Source organism: Paraburkholderia translucens (assembly GCF_020881035.1).
In the GTDB taxonomy this organism is placed as follows: Bacteria; Pseudomonadota; Gammaproteobacteria; order Burkholderiales; family Burkholderiaceae; genus Paraburkholderia; species Paraburkholderia translucens.
In genome coordinates, this window is record NZ_JAJITC010000001.1 from 288,229 (window position 1) to 304,001 (window position 15,773).

The following is a 15,773-nucleotide window of genomic DNA, read 5'->3' on the forward strand; positions in this document are numbered from 1 at the left end:
CCGAGGAGTCGTTGATGCTGTCACAGGTTACGAGCAATCCCGTTCACATACTTCTTGTCGAAGACAGTCCGACCGACGTGTTGATGACACGCGAGGCCTTCGAGTACTACGAGGTGCTCAATCCCTTGCACGTCGCGCAGGACGGCGTCGAAGCCCTGGATTTCCTGCGCCGCAAAGGACGGCATCTCGACGCGCCCCGTCCCGGTCTGATCATTCTCGATCTCAATCTGCCGAAAAAGAGCGGCCGCGAAGTACTTCAGGAACTGAAAGCCGACCCCGACCTGATGAGCATTCCCGTCGTCGTGCTCACCACCTCGAAATCCGAGGAAGACGTCGCAAGAACGTACGGACTGCACGCGAATTGCTACGTCACCAAGCCGGTCGACTTCACGCTGTTCGTCGATGTCCTGCACAGAATCAACGACTTCTGGTTCAACGTCGTGACCTTACCGCCGGCGAGGCCATGAACGCGCCCCAGCACCTGCGGATCCTGCTCGTCGAGGACAGCCCGACCGATGCGCTGCTGATCCGGGAGGCGCTTGCCGAAGTGGACGATTTCGGGCACGACCTCGTGCAAGCGGAACGCCTTGCCGACGCCATTTCCCGCTGCGCGGCGGCCCGTTTCGACATCGTTCTTCTCGATCTGGGTTTGCCCGACGCGCACGGAATCTCCACATTCCGGATCTTTCGCGATCGGGTACCGGAGCTGCCCGTGCTGGTATTCACCGGTCTCGACGACAAGTCGGTCGGCCTCCAGGCGATCCAGGACGGCGCACAGGATTATCTCGTCAAACGCAGCCTCGACCCGTCCGAATTGAGCCGGGCGATCCGCTACGCGATCGAACGTCATCGCATCGCGCGGGCGCTCGAGGAGAGCGAAGAGCGGTTTGAACTGGCCGTGCGCGGCGCAAGCGCGGGCTTGTGGGACTGGAATCCGCAATCGGGCGCGATCTGGCTTTCCCCTTACTTCAAGAAGATCCTCGGTTACGAGCCGGACGAATTTCCCGACGATACCGCGGCTGTTCGCGAAGCCACTCATCCGGCTGACATCGAACGCGTCGACGCGTGTCTCGCCGCGCATCTCGAACAGATGCGCCCTTACGACATCGAATACCGCATGCGGACCAAATCCGGCGCCTACTGCTGGGTCCATGCGCGAGCGCAGGCGCTGTGGAACCAGTTCGGTCAACCGAATCGCATGCTGGGCTGGATCATCGACGTCACGGAACGCAGGCTCGCCGAGGAGGCGCTGCGTGCCTCGCGCGAAGAACTCCAGCGACTGTCGGCGGGCATCGAGCAGGCGCGCGAGGAGGAGAAGACCCGGATCGCGCGGGAATTGCACGACGATTTCGGCCAGCAGCTCGTCGCGTTGAAGATCGCCTGCGCAAGGCTCGATACGCTGGTCAGCAGCAGCGATAGCCCAGAAGGGAAAGCCGACCTCGAAAACGTCTACAGGCTGATCGATCAGCTCGTGGTGTCCGTGCGGCGCATCGCCACCGATCTGCGTCCGGCGATGCTCGACGATCTGGGCCTGATTCCGGCCCTCGAATGGCTCGTCAACCGGTTTTCGGAGCGGCACGGCGTGCGCGTGACTCGTCGCATCGCCGAAGACATCGATTTCAACGATGACAGCGCCACCGCTGTATTCCGGATCGTTCAGGAAGCGCTGACGAATGTCGCCCGCCATGCGCAAGCAACCGAGGTGCTGCTTGAAATCGTGCGCAAGGAACCGTATTGCGTCGTTCGCATTTCCGACAACGGCCGCGGCAGCGCGCCGGACCAGCGACCCGCGGCGGACTCGTTCGGTCTGTTGGGAATCCGCGAGCGCGCGTGGGCCTTGCGCGGCGACCTGCAAATCCAGACCGCGCCCGGCCGGGGCTTTGCAATAACCGTCTCGTTGCCGCTCGACACCATCGAAGCACGCATCGACAGCGCGGACCACGACCGCTCGGACCCTGCGCGCTAGCTCCGGCGCGCCGCCGCCGCGTTGCGCATCAAGCCGCCGCTGCTCACGGTGCGCGGCGGTGCGCGCACCGCGCGCGTCACATCGGCGCAAAGACGACCGGATACTCCAGATGATCCTTCACCGCTTTCACGCCCGGCGTGCGCGCGGCGGCAGCGAGGATCACCTGACGCTCTTCCTCGGAGCGCACCACACCCCAGCAATGCGCGACACCCTCCGTGACGATCAGGCCGTCGGCGGCCATCGCCCAGCGGTGTCCTTCGAGTTCCTTCGTGATCGCGGCGCGGACCTGCTCGTCCGACGGTTGCGCATCGAGCTGCGCGGGCGCGCAGCTCGCGAGCGCGCGCACGAGGTTGGACCGGCTGACGATGCCGACGAGCTTACCCTTGCGCATGACCGGTAGCCGCTTGATGTGCTTGCGTCCGAGCAATCCGGCGACCTCGGTGAGCGGCGCGGATTCATCGACGGTGACGGCAGGCGCGCTCATCACGTCACGCACCTGAATCGACCGCTCCTTCAGATATTCGGCCGCGAGCTGACGCGTGGGCGCGAGGAACTCCGCAAGCCATGAGCGGCGCGGCGTTTCGGTGCCGGTTTCGACACGCCGGAGCAGGTCGCCCTCGCTGACGATGCCGATTACACTGCCCGCGTCATCGACGACCGGCATGCCACTGATCCGGTTCTCGGCAAGCAGCTTTGCCGCGTCATAGACCGAGCTGTCCGGCGTGATTGAAACGACCTGCGTCGTCATGATGTCCGAGGCTTGCATGGTGATCTCCATATCGGGTGACGGGTGATGGCAAGACGAGACACGGGTTCGCTCGCCTGCGCAAGTACACCCCCATGATCGATGCGCGGCGCCTGACCGTTGTTGATTTGCATCAAGCCGGCGGGGACGACGCAGATGCCGGTGTACCGTAAAACGTCGCGCTGTATTGCGCGTCCGAGAGGCTCTGCAACGTGGTGCGCGGCTGGATCGATCATCGGCTGCTCGCCGGCGCACTCAGGCTGAACGAAGACGAATTGCCGTACCTCGCGCAGACGGTCGGCGCGCCCGGCACGAAGCTCTGCGCTCTCGCGGATTGAGCCAGGAGGTCGCCAAACAAAAGGCGCGCCGGTGAGGGCGCGCCATAGGTGCTCGTCCAGTTCTGGCTGCTGGCTTCTAGTCGATCGACAGGCGCTTGTGATCGCCCGGCGCTTTTTTCGGCAGGCTCAACGACAGCACGCCGTCCTTGTATTCGGCTTTCGCATTGACCTCGTCGACCTCGCCGCCGAGCGCGAACGAGCGGCTGAACGCGCCGGAATAACGCTCGCGGCGGATCACGCGCTCGCCTTCCTTCTCCTCCTTGTTGCGCTCGACCTTCGCGTTGATCGAAACGACGCGCCCGTCGATCTGTACGTCGATATCCTTCTTGTCCACCCCCGGCAGCTCGGCTTTCACCGAATAGCCCCCGTCGTTTTCCGTCACGTCGATCTTCATCGATGCGAGTTCGGTGTCCTGGGTCGACAGCATCGAGCGCATCGGCCGGAAAAATCCCTGGAACAGTTCCGAAACCGGGTCCATCGAAAGCGGATCAAAACGCGTCAGATTGCTCATTGCCTCTCTCCTTCAGATAAGCAGGCCATGAATTGGCCCGATTGACCGACTGCAAGCCGGCTTGCAGCGTCGCCGGATGGCGCGAGGCGCCGGGCGAAACCGATGCCGCCGCCATCTCGCGCATTCCCGTTCACGATCATCCTCACCGTGAAACCGCACCTTCAGCGTAGCCGCGCACGGCTTCGCGTCGTTGATCCACATCAAGCGCGCTTGTGGGCACCGGCTCGTCTTCGATCGCCTTTCGCGGTTGGTCGTGGTCGAGCATCCCGCTTGAGCGTCGCGCGGATTCCGGTCGGATTCGTCACCCCTCACCCGCCTCGTTGACACAGATCAGCCTGCTCGCCATACCCGATGGCTTGAATAAGCAGACAATGTCGGCTCGCGCCCAAGGCGGGCGCCGGCTGTTTCACCACACGGAGGTCGACCGTGTCGAACTCGAGCCGCAAGCATCGCGCACGCCGCGCAGATGCCGCCGTTCGCGGCACCCAGCATCTCGCCAACCGGCTGCGCGCCGCGCGCCGCAGCGTGCGCGGGCTCGACGCGACGCTGCGCAGGCCGCAGACGTACCCGCATCCGGCGGGCAGGATCGTGAGGATCGAAACGCATATCTCCGTCGTCTACCTCGCCGGGCGCTTCGCATACAAGATCATCAAACCCGTCGCACCCGGTTTCGCGGACTTTACCGCCACCGCGACACGCGCGCGCTGCTGCGAAGCGCAGCTGCGCCTGAACCGGCCACTCGCGCAAGGTCTTTACGCCGATGTGCTGCCGATTGCGCGCCACGCCGGCGTGCTGCGGCTCGGGGGCGGCGGCCCGGCCGTCGAGCACGCGGTCAAAATGCGCCGTTTCGACGAGGCGATGCTCTTTTCGAGTCTCGCGGCAAACGGCGCGCTGACGCCGGGCGACATCGACGGCGCGGCGAGGCGGCTCGCCGGCTATCACCTGAGGGCACCCCGCAACGCGCCCTCGTCTCGCTACGGCGGCGCCGCGGTGGCGCGCACGCAGATCGAAACGATCATCGCCGCACTGCGGACGAATTGCAGCGATCCCGCGGTGCCCGGCATCGCCGCGTGGTGCGCACGGCAGCTCGACGCACTGGCGCCGGTGATCGAGCGGCGCCGCACCGAGGGTTTCGTGCGCGGCTGCCACGGCGATCTGCATCTGGACAACGTCGTACGCTGGCGCGGCGACATCGCGATGTTCGACTGTATCGACTTCGACGATGCGCTACGCTGGATCGACGTCGCGGCGGACGTCGCGTTTCTCGTGATGGATCTGTGTGCGCGAGCGGAACCGCGTCTGGCCAATCGCCTGTTGAACCGTTGGCTGGAGACATCGGGCGACTATGCGGCGCTTTCGGTGATGCCGTTGTACATCGCCTATCGCGCCCTGGTGCGGGCGTGGGTTGCATGCCTGAAAGCGGGACACCTGGCGGGCAGCGACGTCACCGTTCCGCAGCGGGCCCTGCGTTACATCGAGGTCGCGCGAGCACAAACGCAGAAGCCGGGAGCGGTTCTGCTGCTATGTCATGGTTATTCCGGGTCGGGGAAATCGGTCGCGAGCCGGGCTCTCGCGGACCTGTGCGGCGCGGTGCGCGTGTCGAGCGACGCCGAGCGCAAGCGCCCGCGACCGGCGCCCGACGCGCCAACGGCGCTTGGCGCCGAGCACTACACGCCCGGAGCGCGTCACGCTATCTACGAACACCTTCTTCAGCTAGCGTGCGGCGTGCTGCAAAGCAGCCACAGCGTGATCGTCGATGCGACCTTTCTTGAGCGCCATCACCGAGGCACGTTCTTCGCGCTTGCCGAGCGGCTCGGCGTGCCGGTCCGGATTCTCGACTTTCGCGCCGAGCGAGCGGTGCTCGAACAGCGAATCGAAGCGCGCCAGAAAGGCCCGCGCGACCTGTCCGACGCCGACACCGCCACGCTCGCGCGTCAACTCGCGAGCGCCGACGCGCTGACTCCGGCGGAGCAAGCACTGACCTTGTCTTTCGACACCGCGGTGCCGATGGCGGCGTTCGAATCTGCCGCCTTCTGGCGCCCGGTGCTTGAATTGATGCAGCCGCGTATGGACGCTGGCGCGGCGGCCTCGCCCGCTACGTGCAAAACCTGAAAAACCCGCTGTGCAGCAGCACGGGTTTGGCGCCGACCTCCTCGAGCAGACGCTGCGCGGCCTGTTCGATCTGAAAACGATGCGCGAGGAACGCCTCGACCAGATCGTCTTCGCGTAGCGAGCTCGCGCCGAAGTGATCTTCGAGCGCTTCGGCCGTGATCGCGCATTGCACCGGCTGATCGTCGACGAGCGCCGGGAACGCGAGCACCAGATCGCGAGCGCAGTACTCGGGCGGGCTGGATGGAAAGGAAATATGCATGGTGACGACCCCTTCGGGCATGAAATGTCGCATCGGCAGATCCTCGACGCTTTGGCCGCCGCGTGATTGTCCAGCTTAGCCACACGATACGCGGCGGATTTGATGCACGCAACGCGGCGGACCACAGCGGCGAGCGGCACGACGCGCACGCCGAGCGCTCGGCACGCGATACGTCGCGTGTCTGGCCGCCACCGGTCAGTGCTCGCGCGTTCGCGCCGTGATCGTTTCGAGTTCGTGTTCCGCGAGATCGAACGCGCCGCGAATCGCCGTCTCGGCGTCGTCACCGGCGCAATGAGCGATAGGCTTGAATTCGTGCGCGGGCGTGATCAGATCGAGCCTCACGTCGTAATGCGGGCCGGCGTGGCCCGGACGCATCGCCTCGATCGCCAGATGGCAGGTCGACACGAGCGCGCCGAACCGGGCAAGACGCACCAGTTGGACCCCCGCCTCCGCTTCGAGCTGTGCCGCCCCCGGGAAGCCGAGATAGACGATCTGCATCCCGATGCCCATCCTCTCCTCCCGCCTCGAATCTCGTCCGCACGCTCTGCGAATCATCCGCGCGCGCCAGCGTGCATGCGCGCAAGTTCGTGTCCGGCCCTACGCGAGCCACTCCGTCTCCCGATGCGCCGCCATTCTTTGCCTGATGGTGTGCTCGAACGCGTCGCGCTTTTTGCCGTCGCGGCGTCCTAGCAGATCGCGGCCGGTAATCACGCAGGTTGCAAGCGGCGCCTTGCCCGCCGCTTCGGACATCTGCTTGAACGCCGTTGCGCTGCCGCGCGCACCCTCGCAGCAGAACAGCGCGAGGTGCCGGATCCGTTCGCCGTGCAGCGTCAGCCATGCCACCACCGGCGCGCACGCACCGCCTGCCCAGACAGGCCCGCCGACGACCACCACGTCGTACGCCGACACGTCGAGCAGCGCCGGCATGACCTCGGCGCGCCGATGGCGCAGCGCATCGATCAACGATCGAAGATAGCCGCTCGCACCATTGCGCGCTTCGGGACCATCGCATTCGCGGACCGCTTCGATGTCGGCGTCCAGCTCGGACGCGAGCAACTGGGCAACGCGACGTGTCGTGCCGGTGCGCGAGTAGTAGACGACGAGAATCCTGAAGGGCTCAAACATGATCCGTTCTCCGGTGGCGCACGTTAAACACGACGTTCGCCCATTTCGCCTCACGGCCTGCAACCATCGCGAAGCGTATATCCAGTGCAGTCACTGTATAAGCGCGCGGCGCGCGGCGATTGACCTGCATCAACGGGCGTGCAGCATGAGCGCGCTTGATCTGCGTCAACAGCCGCGCTCACCCGGCCCCTAGACTCGATCTCAGCACGGGTGGCCGCCCGTCCCTTCACGTCCTGTCACGGAGCCCCGGCGATGAGCTACAAAAGCATTCTCGTTCACCTCGATACCAGCGTTCGCGCACATTCTCGGCTCGAGATCGCCTTGCAGCTCGCGCATCGATTTCATGCGAGGCTGACCGGCCTGTTTTCGACCTACGTGCCGCCGCGCCACGCGTTCTTCGTGATGGCCGGCACCGCCGAGTACTACGCGGAACACGAGCGCCTGCGCCACGAGCGCGCCGGCGCGCTCGAGCGGCAGTTTCATGCGGAGCTCGCGCGCGCGAACGTCGAAGGTCAGTGGATCGCCACGGACGGCTATGCGAACGACGTCGTGCCGCCGTATGCGCGTCTCGCCGATCTGGTCGTGCTCGGGCAGGCAGACCCGCTCGACCCCGAGGCCTTCGTCGCCGAACAGTTCGTCGAGCACGTCATGCTGTCGGCGGGACGGCCGGTGTTGCTGGTGCCGTCGGCAGGCACCATCGCGGCGCCCGGGCGGCACGCGCTGATCGCATGGGACAGCAGCCGCGAAGCCACGCGCGCGGTTCACGACGCGCTGCCGTTCCTCGCGCATGCCGCGAAAGTGTCGCTGCTGACGGTCCATTCGCCGAGCGATCAACCGCCGCGCGACCGGATTCCCGGCGCCGACATCGCACTGACCCTCGCGCGCCACGGCGTGAAGATCGACGTGCGCGAGGCCAGCGTCGATGCCGGCACGCCGGTCGGAGACGCGCTGCTGTCGCAGGCTTCGGATCTCGGCTGCGACTTGATCGTGATGGGTGCGTACGCGCACTCGCGTCTGCACGAAGTCGTGCTGGGCGGCGCGACGCGCACGCTGCTGCAGTCGATGACCGTGCCTGTGCTGATGTCGCACTGAAGCTCGCGCGCAAGGAGACCGCCATGTTTCACCGCCTACTCGTCGCGCTCGATGGCAGCGACACCGCCTCCCGTGCATTCGATGCCGCCTTGACCCTCGCCGCCGAATCCGGCGCCGAGCTGATGCCGCTCCATGTGGTCGACGTGCCCGTCATCGCCTACGACGCGCCCGGATTCGACCCTTGCGTGATCCAGGACGCCTTCACCGAGGAAGGCAAGCGGATCGCGGCCGACGCGCAGAGCCGGATGGCCGCGTGCGGCGTCAAGGGCACGCCGCGCATCGTGGACGCAACGATTCCCGGCGAAGACGTCGCCCGGCGCATCGCCGCGGCGGCGCGCGAATGGCACGCCGACGCGATCGTGCTGGGCACGCACGGGCGCCGCGGCTTCCAGCGACTGATGCTCGGCAGCGTCGCCGAGCGCGTGTTGCGCCACGCCCGCTGCCCGGTCCTCCTGATCCCGGCCGCCGCGAGCGGTGCGGCCGCCGGCCAGGCTGTGCCGACCTCTGCCGAAAAGGAGCTGACATGAGCTACAAGACTCTGCTCGTCCACATCGACGACAGCCGCCGCAGCGACACACGCGTCGCGGTCGCGCTCGATCTCGCGCAGCGTTGGGATGCGCACCTGATCGGCTTGTATGCCGTCAGCGGGGATTTCGATAGGCCGTTTTTCCGCACCCACGAAGACATCGCCGCCCTGCTCGCCGCGCAGGCGGAGGTACGGCGGCAAAGGGCGCGAGATACGTTTCTCGTTGCGGGGGAGCGCGCCGGCCGCGCGGTGGAATGGCGCGCTCCGGCAGGCCCGCCGGTCGGCATCACGACGCTGCATGCGCGGCACGCCGATCTGCTGGTGCTCGGCCAGCCCGACCCGCTCGACGCCGCAGCCTATGTCGACGAGCACTTCGTCGGCGACGTCGTGCTCGGCGCGGGCCGGCCCGCGCTCGTGATTCCGCGTGCGGGCGCCGTGCCGACACTCGGAGAAAACGTGCTGATCGCGTGGGACGGCAGCCGCGAGGCCTCGCGTGCGATCGCCGACGCGCTGCCGCTGCTCCAGCGCGCACGCTTCGTCGGCATCGACGTCGTCAAGAGCACGGATGACGAGAACACGGGACCCGGCGCAATCGACGTCGCCGCGTGGCTCGCCGCGCACGGCATCCGCGCTTCGTTCTCGACGACGGCGCGTCACGGCATCGCCGGCGCGGGCGCGACGCTGCTGAACCGGGTATCGGATCTGCACGCCGATCTGCTCGTGCTGGGCGCATACGGGCATTCGCGCGTGCGCGAGCGCGTGTGGGGCGGCGTCACGCGGACGATGCTCGAATCGATGACGGTGCCCGTCCTGATGGGACACTGAGCGGCCGCCGGCCTGCGCGAGCGGCCGCCGGCCTGCGCCCGCAACGGATACTGCGCACAAACGGCCCGCACTGTCCGCGCGGATGGCCGATAATGGGTGGGGAGTCAATTCAGGAAGACATCGACCCATGATCAAGGTGCTGCTGGCCGACGACCATACGCTCGTGCGCGACGGGCTGCGCCATATCCTGCAGAAAGCGAGCGGCTTCGACGTAACCGGCGAAGCGTGCGACAGCGCGACGACGCTCGCGCTGATCCGCTCGACGCACGCCCATGTGCTCGTGCTCGATCTGTCGATGCCAGGGCGTAATGGCATCGAGCTGATCAAGCAGATCAAGGACGAAAAACCCGACCTGCGAATTCTCGTGCTGACCATGCACGCCGAGCAGCAATACGCGGTGCGCGCGTTCAAGGCGGGCGCCTCGGGCTACCTGACCAAGGAGAGCGCGAGCGCGGAGCTGGTCGGCGCGGTGACGAAAGTCGCCTCGGGCGGCGTCTACGTGAGCCTGGCGATGGCCGAGCGCTTCGCGCAGCATCTGAACGAACCTGCCGACGCCCTGCCGCACCAGCGGCTGTCCGATCGGGAATTCGACGTGTTCCGGCGCCTCGTCGAAGGCCAGAGCATCAGCGAGATCGCCAACCAGCTATGCGTCAGCGTGAAGACGATCAGCACCCACAAGACGCGCATCCTCGAAAAAATGGAGATGCCGAACGAGAACGGGCTCGTTCGCTACGCGATCCGCCATAAGCTGTTCGACGACGACAGCGACCTGTAGCGGTTGCCAGGTTCCGAGCGCAGCCATACCCGCGCAACGCGAACGCGAGACATCCGGATCGTTGACCTGCCTCAAACCCGCCACGGCGCCGGGTGACACGATAACGACAAGAACCGCGCGCTCGCGGTCACGACCCGACAGGAGACTTCGAGATGAACGATGGCGCTCGACAAAATGCCTGGGAAATCAGCGAACCGCACTTCAGCGCGTCCACGCCACTGGAACAACAGTTGCGTTTTGCGCTGCGCTATGCCGTGCTCGCACCGTCGAATCACAACACCCAGCCGTGGCGGTTCATCGTCGACGGCGAGACCGTGCAGCTCTGTGCCGACCGCATGCGCGCGCTCCCGGTGGTCGATCCTTTCGATCGCGAACTTCTGATGAGCTGCGGCGCGGCGTTGTTCAATTTTCGCGTGGCGCTGTGCCGTCTCGGTCTCGCTTATGCGATCACGCTGTTTCCGTCGGAGGCGGACCCTGACATCGTTGCGCAAATACGGGTGTCGCGCGATGGGCCGCGCGACCCGCAGTTGCACGATCTCTTCGATGCGCTGACGGCGCGCGTGACCACGCGTGCGCCGTTCGAGGATCAGCCCGTTCCCGTGGCTCTGCAACGCAAGTTGGGCGACGCCTGCGACGACGAGGGGGCGATTGCCTGTTGTGTGGAGCAAAAGCCCGCGCGCGACGCGCTCGCGCAACTGATCGCCGACGCCGATCATGCGCAGTTCGCGGACCCGCGTTTCAGGCGCGAGCTTGCCAGCTGGATCCATCCGCAGCGACGCGACGACGGGATGCCCGCGTACGGAACGGCTGTCGGCGCGCTGCTCGATTTCGCGGCGCCGCTCGTCACCCTGGCTGTCCGCGTGTTCGATGCGGGGACCGGACAGGCTGCCACGCATCAGCGCCTCGTGGACGGCTCGCCGCTGATGGTCGGCATTGCCACGATGCGCGACGACCGCGAGGCATGGCTCGCGGCCGGACAGGCGCTCGAACGGATGCTGCTGGTCGCGGCGTCGGCGGGACTGACCGCGTCCTATCTGAACCAGCCGATCGAAGTGGCCCCGCTGCGTGAGCGGCTCCGGACGCTGCTGCGCACGGACGCGGTCCCGCAGCTTCTGCTTCGCGTGGGACGCGGCCCGCGCGTGAATCATTCGCCGCGGCGGCCGCTGGCCGATGTCGTGACCTGACACGCGAGAGTTCGGGCAGGTGTGGGCGGCGTGACGATGGGTATGTCCGCGGCGGCGCCCCATGTGCGGCGTGAGGCGCGCCAGCAACTCGCCGCCGCACGCCGGTGACTGTTTGATCGAGGTCAACCAGGACCGATTCCCCGTCCGTACACTGATCTAATTTCTGATGCGGGAGCATTGCCGTGATCTTGCGAATCCGAAATCGTCTACTCGTATGCGCGGCGCTTGCGCTGGCGGCTGACTTCGCCTATGGCGAACCCGAGCCGAGCGCGCTCGTCGACCAGCAGCACTGCATGTTTTGCCATACCCGCGATGCGCCGTTTCTCGCGCCGTCGTTCCAGCAGATCGCCGAGCGCTATCGCAACGTGCCCGACGCGCATGTGATGCTCGAGCAGAAGCTGCGGCTGGGCGGCAAGGCGCACTGGGGTGATATGGCGATGCCGCCGGCGGTCGAGCGCGGCGGCCCGCTGTCGGCCGAGGACGCGCACACGCTCGTGCAATGGGTACTCAGCCAATGATCCCCGATGGCAACGTCACATAAAGGTCGTGCCTCGATCGGATTTGTTCTCCGCCCAAGGCTGCGCGCCATGCTCAGCGAGGATGCGTCTGCTGACCGAGAGCCACCATCAGCCGAGCGTGCCCGAACGCAAGTCAAGGTTGTTGAATGGTTATAGTCAAAGCCGATGGTGTGCTTCGGCTGATGCACGTTGGGCGGCGCGACAGGCCGTGCCGTTTAGCGCGAACCTGCGGAGCAATATGGCTCATTGAAACTCGGCGCCCAAAAAGAAAAGTGGGAGGAATCCATGTGGATGAGCTGGCTTTTGGTCTTCGTTCCGATAGCAGTTGCGCTGGAATTTTTCGCTTCCCATCAATATCTGCTGATTTTCGTCGCGTCCTCTTTAGCCATCCTGCCGCTTGCCGGATGGATGGGACACGCCACCGAGCAATTGGCCGATCGCATGGGTGAAGGCGTCGGAGGCCTGCTCAACGCGACGTTCGGTAACGCCGCCGAACTGATCATCGCGTTCGTCGCATTGCATGCGGGGCTCCATCAGGTCGTCGAGGCATCCATCATCGGGTCTGTGGTCGGCAACATGCTGCTCGTGCTAGGCGCCGCCATGCTTGCCGGAGGCATACGCTATCCCGAGCAGCGCTTCAATCCGCTCGGCGCGCGTTCGCAAGCGACGATGCTCATGCTCGCGGCCGTCGCGCTGATTCTTCCCGCCGCATTCCAGGAGGCAGAGGGCGCCACTGCGGCAATGGTTCACCGGCTCAGCGTCTCATTTTGCGTGGTGCTGCTCCTCATCTACGCGTTGTACCTGATGTTCTCGCTGGTCACGCATCCTGGGCAGTTTCGCAGTTCGGCCACGACGGAGAACGACGCGCCAGCACAGCACGAGGGAAATGCTCCGCAACCGTTATGGCGTTCGTTAACGATCCTGGCCGCCGCCACTGCCGGGACGGCGTGGATAAGCGAGATCATGGTGGGTTCGATCGAACCGATGGTGCACCAGTTTGGGTTCAGCGGCGTCTTCGTCGGTGCCTTCGTAGTCGCGATATTGGGAAACGCCGCCGAGCATGCGACGGCGATCACCGCGGCATTGAACAACCGGCTGGACCTGTCGTTTTCCATATCGCTCGGTTCGAGCGTGCAAGTCGCGCTATTCGTTGCGCCCGTCCTCATCCTCGCGAGCCATTTCGTTGGTCAGGCTCCAATGGATCTGGCGTTTCGGCCCGATCTCGTTCTCATCGTAGTGATGTCCGGCCTGGTCACGGCGCAGGTAGCGGGCGACGGACGCTCCGATTGGTTCAAGGGAGTGCAACTCCTGGTCGTTTATTTCGCCATGGCTCTTACCTTCTTTTTCCTGCCTGCATGAATTCGGAGGGTGGCCGCGCTGAAAACTCGCGGCGTTGTTCCGTCACAGCGCGCGCATCGCGGCGTCGATATGTAATCCGGCTGGCAGCAGCTCCGCGCGTGGATAACGCACGAGTGCGAATGCGCGCATCCGGGGCGGATCGCCTGGAATGCGCGCAACTCGAAACTCGATCTCGTGGCTCGCCTGGGTATCGTCCTGTCTGATCACGTTCATGAGATCCAGACGAATGCTGCGTCTTTCGACATACAAGTGGTCGGTGGGATGGGAATACACGTCGCAAACCCGATCGAGTTCAAGTTCGACCGCCTCGGTTGGAACACGAAGCGCAGCCAGGTTGCGGGCGTTGTCTTCGATCTGAACCTTTAGCCGGGCCAGTTCGTCAGCGTCGGCGTCCGGTCGATCGCCGAGCACCGAGCGCATGCCCACGCCCTGGCGTTCGAGCAAAGCCACGCGCGCTTCAAGAAGCTCGCGTCCTTTTGCGACGAGGTCACGCCGGTCTGCGGCAAGTCGCGCTAGCCCTTCGAGCGCCAGTTGGTCCACCAGCCGCCGCGCGATTTCGGCGCGCAGGTCGCTCTCCGTTCCACCACAGATGATGACCCGATGGTCGCTGAAGCACAGCTTGGTCTGCACGACGTCATGGCGCACCAGCTCGCCTTCGAGCGCTACGCCGAGTACCCGTCGCTCGTACATCGCCATGCCGAGCGTCGCGTAGGCGTGCGTGTGGTCGGCGTTTCGCGCGAAGAAACCGCGCAGTTCTTCCGAACGGCTGAAAATTTTGGTCAGATCATCAGGCGTGGCGAAGAATGCGCGAATGAATGGATCAGTGGACCAGGCAGCCGCATTGGCCTCATGCGAGGCGGGCAACGAGGCTGTCAATTTGTCGATGTAGCCGAGCGAAATGGCCACTGCGTGGCCGAGCCGTTCCTTGTGGCGCTGCGCCAATCGCAGACGCGGGTTGACCGCGATGGCGCGATCGATCATTTCATCGAGGCGCTCAGTCTCGCTTTGCGTGTGTTGCGCGTGCTTTTGGCCCGATAGCCAGGCAAGGAAGCCCATATCTCACCTGTCATGAGGAAATTGCGTTGCCCGCTGCGGATGCGTCGCGGGCGACAGGGTTAGCCGCCACAGTCGAGAATGACTTTAATGCGCCGCGGCCGCATCGATTTGATTTGCGTCAACAAGACGCTATGCGCCTTTCAATGTAGTAATTGGTTTGCCTGTGGACCAGCTGAAAACAATGCGCCAATGTGGCGTCGGTAACGTTCAGTGCGCGTTCGCTGTGACTTACTGATCAGGATCAACTCGCAGACCGTGCGGAGGTCTTAACTAGATCAACTCTCGCGCTGGATCGAGCCGGGACATCAAACGGCATTTTCAGGGGACGAACTCATGAGCCATGCGGCCCGAATCGTCTGCACGATACTGCTCGGCGTGTTGCTCGCCTTGACAGGCGCTCTGCCGGATGCGGAAGCGGCGGATGGCGAGACCCTGACCAACGTGAAGGCGCGTGGCGTACTGCGTTGCGGCGTGAGCGAGGGCATTACCGGCTTCTCGTCCCGGGACACCGCCGGTCAATGGGCCGGTATCGATGTCGATTTCTGCCGCGCGTTGGCCGCGGCGGCGCTTGGCGACAGGAACAAGGTCGAGTTCGTTCCGCTCAAGGCGTCCGCGCGATTTCCAGCGCTTCAGACAGGCCAGATCGATGTGCTCTCGCGCAATACGACCTGGACATTGCTTCGTGAGGGCGCATTGAAGGTGCAGTTCGCGGGCGTGCTGTTTTACGACAGCCAGGCCTTCATGGTTCCAGGCCAAGGTCAAAAGCAGTCGGTTGCGTCGCTCGCCGGGAGCACGGTGTGCGTGCAGAAGGACACCTCCACACTCGATCATCTGATCGCTTATTCGAGCGCGAATGGATTGAATCTCAAGCCGCTCGTGATGGATTCCGCCAGCGACACGAGCCGCGCATTCTTCGCGGGCCGCTGTGCGGCGTACTCGGCGGACTCGTCTTACCTGCAAGCGCTGCTCCTGCACGCACCCGGTGGTGCAGCGGCCTTTGCGATTCTTCCGGACAGGATTGCCAAAGAGCCGCTTGGACCCGTGGTGCGTGGCGGTGATGAACCATGGCTTACGCTCGTGCGGTGGGTGCTCCTGACGCTGATAGAAGCCGAAGAGCTTGGCGTGACGCGGGCAAACCTTCAGGTGCGCATGCGTGAGCCGGCCGTTCGGCAGGCGCTCGTGCCCGACGACCCGGTCGCCCGGACGATCGGCGTCGAACCCGGCTGGACGCTACGGGCTCTGCAGAGCGCGGGCAACTATGGAGAGATGTTCGACCGCAACGTCGGCGTGCACAGTGCTCTGCGCCTCGAGCGCGGAACCAACGCGTTGTGGACGCATGGTGGCCTGATGTACGCGCCGCCAGTTCGATAAATCACGCGAGG

At 65.1% G+C, this 15,773-nt stretch carries 17 protein-coding genes and 1 pseudogene; 12 read left to right on the forward strand and 6 right to left on the reverse strand.

All coding sequences use genetic code 11. The features are described 5' to 3' along the window. Positions 1-14 precede the first annotated feature (14 nt). The gene (locus LJ655_RS01235) at positions 15-467 is read left to right on the forward strand and encodes a response regulator (protein WP_230559440.1); all 453 of its coding nucleotides are present in this window, start codon (positions 15-17) and stop codon (positions 465-467) included. Continuing rightward, positions 464-1,966 (forward strand): hybrid sensor histidine kinase/response regulator, encoded by a 1,503-nt coding sequence (locus LJ655_RS01240; RefSeq protein ID WP_230559441.1) that lies wholly within the window; start codon positions 464-466, stop codon positions 1,964-1,966. Before LJ655_RS01235 ends, LJ655_RS01240 begins: the two co-directional genes overlap by 4 nt. Positions 1,967-2,042: 76 nt before the next feature. Here the strand turns inward: LJ655_RS01240 and LJ655_RS01245 are convergent, their stop codons facing one another. Beyond that, positions 2,043-2,732: a CBS domain-containing protein gene (locus LJ655_RS01245; protein WP_230559442.1), complete on the reverse strand. Its 690-nt coding sequence runs from the start codon at positions 2,730-2,732 to the stop codon at positions 2,043-2,045. 152 nt (positions 2,733-2,884) lie between these two features. Here LJ655_RS01245 and LJ655_RS01250 point away from each other — a divergent pair. Further along, positions 2,885-3,049 (forward strand): annotated as a pseudogene (locus LJ655_RS01250) (SagB/ThcOx family dehydrogenase); the annotation flags it as partial. Positions 3,050-3,125: 76 nt separating this feature from the next. On the opposite strand, the gene LJ655_RS01255 reads toward LJ655_RS01250, so the two are convergent. Next, complete coding sequence (locus tag LJ655_RS01255; protein ID WP_230559443.1) at positions 3,126-3,560, reverse strand: Hsp20/alpha crystallin family protein; 435 nt, start codon at positions 3,558-3,560, stop codon at positions 3,126-3,128. 426 nt (positions 3,561-3,986) lie between these two features. Here LJ655_RS01255 and LJ655_RS01260 point away from each other — a divergent pair, with 426 nt between their 5' ends. After that, positions 3,987-5,672 carry a bifunctional aminoglycoside phosphotransferase/ATP-binding protein gene (locus tag LJ655_RS01260; protein WP_230559444.1) on the forward strand — a complete coding sequence of 562 codons (1,686 nt, stop codon included), beginning with the start codon at positions 3,987-3,989 and terminating at the stop codon, positions 5,670-5,672. Here LJ655_RS01260 and LJ655_RS01265 read toward each other — a convergent pair. The 3 genes from LJ655_RS01265 to LJ655_RS01275 form a co-directional block, all read right to left on the reverse strand. Next, positions 5,656-5,931, reverse strand: coding sequence for a DUF1488 family protein (locus LJ655_RS01265; protein WP_230559806.1), 276 nt, complete (start codon positions 5,929-5,931; stop codon positions 5,656-5,658). The genes LJ655_RS01260 and LJ655_RS01265 overlap by 17 nt on opposite strands. Before the next feature lie 195 nt (positions 5,932-6,126). Further along, a complete protein-coding gene (locus tag LJ655_RS01270; RefSeq protein WP_230559445.1) occupies positions 6,127-6,441 on the reverse strand; it encodes a hypothetical protein in 315 nt (104 codons plus the stop codon). A gap of 87 nt (positions 6,442-6,528) precedes the next feature. Next, positions 6,529-7,056, reverse strand: a complete 528-nt coding sequence (locus tag LJ655_RS01275; RefSeq protein ID WP_230559446.1) for a flavodoxin family protein — start codon at positions 7,054-7,056, stop codon at positions 6,529-6,531. Between the two features lie 252 nt (positions 7,057-7,308). Between LJ655_RS01275 and LJ655_RS01280 the strand changes: the two genes are divergently transcribed. From LJ655_RS01280 to cax, 7 genes are all read left to right on the forward strand, one after another. Next, complete coding sequence (locus tag LJ655_RS01280) at positions 7,309-8,148, forward strand: universal stress protein (protein ID WP_230559447.1); 840 nt, start codon at positions 7,309-7,311, stop codon at positions 8,146-8,148. A 23-nt stretch (positions 8,149-8,171) separates the two neighbouring features. Further along, positions 8,172-8,675, forward strand: a complete 504-nt coding sequence (locus LJ655_RS01285; RefSeq protein WP_230559448.1) for a universal stress protein — start codon at positions 8,172-8,174, stop codon at positions 8,673-8,675. Then, the gene (locus tag LJ655_RS01290) at positions 8,672-9,499 is read left to right on the forward strand and encodes a universal stress protein (RefSeq protein ID WP_230559449.1); all 828 of its coding nucleotides are present in this window, start codon (positions 8,672-8,674) and stop codon (positions 9,497-9,499) included. Before LJ655_RS01285 ends, LJ655_RS01290 begins: the two co-directional genes overlap by 4 nt. A gap of 127 nt (positions 9,500-9,626) precedes the next feature. After that, entirely contained in the window at positions 9,627-10,274 is a 648-nt protein-coding gene (locus tag LJ655_RS01295) for a response regulator (RefSeq protein ID WP_230559450.1), read from the forward strand. A gap of 152 nt (positions 10,275-10,426) precedes the next feature. Next, complete coding sequence (locus tag LJ655_RS01300; protein ID WP_230559451.1) at positions 10,427-11,458, forward strand: Acg family FMN-binding oxidoreductase; 1,032 nt, start codon at positions 10,427-10,429, stop codon at positions 11,456-11,458. 182 nt (positions 11,459-11,640) lie between these two features. Next, positions 11,641-11,976: a c-type cytochrome gene (locus LJ655_RS01305; RefSeq protein WP_230559452.1), complete on the forward strand. Its 336-nt coding sequence runs from the start codon at positions 11,641-11,643 to the stop codon at positions 11,974-11,976. Between the two features lie 246 nt (positions 11,977-12,222). After that, positions 12,223-13,335 (forward strand): calcium/proton exchanger, encoded by a 1,113-nt coding sequence (cax, locus tag LJ655_RS01310; RefSeq protein WP_230559453.1) that lies wholly within the window; start codon positions 12,223-12,225, stop codon positions 13,333-13,335. A gap of 42 nt (positions 13,336-13,377) precedes the next feature. Here the strand turns inward: cax and LJ655_RS01315 are convergent, their stop codons facing one another. Then, the gene (locus tag LJ655_RS01315; protein ID WP_230559454.1) at positions 13,378-14,277 is read right to left on the reverse strand and encodes a hypothetical protein; all 900 of its coding nucleotides are present in this window, start codon (positions 14,275-14,277) and stop codon (positions 13,378-13,380) included. A 447-nt stretch (positions 14,278-14,724) separates the two neighbouring features. Between LJ655_RS01315 and LJ655_RS01320 the strand changes: the two genes are divergently transcribed. Continuing rightward, positions 14,725-15,762 (forward strand): amino acid ABC transporter substrate-binding protein, encoded by a 1,038-nt coding sequence (locus LJ655_RS01320; protein ID WP_230559455.1) that lies wholly within the window; start codon positions 14,725-14,727, stop codon positions 15,760-15,762. Positions 15,763-15,773 lie beyond the last annotated feature (11 nt).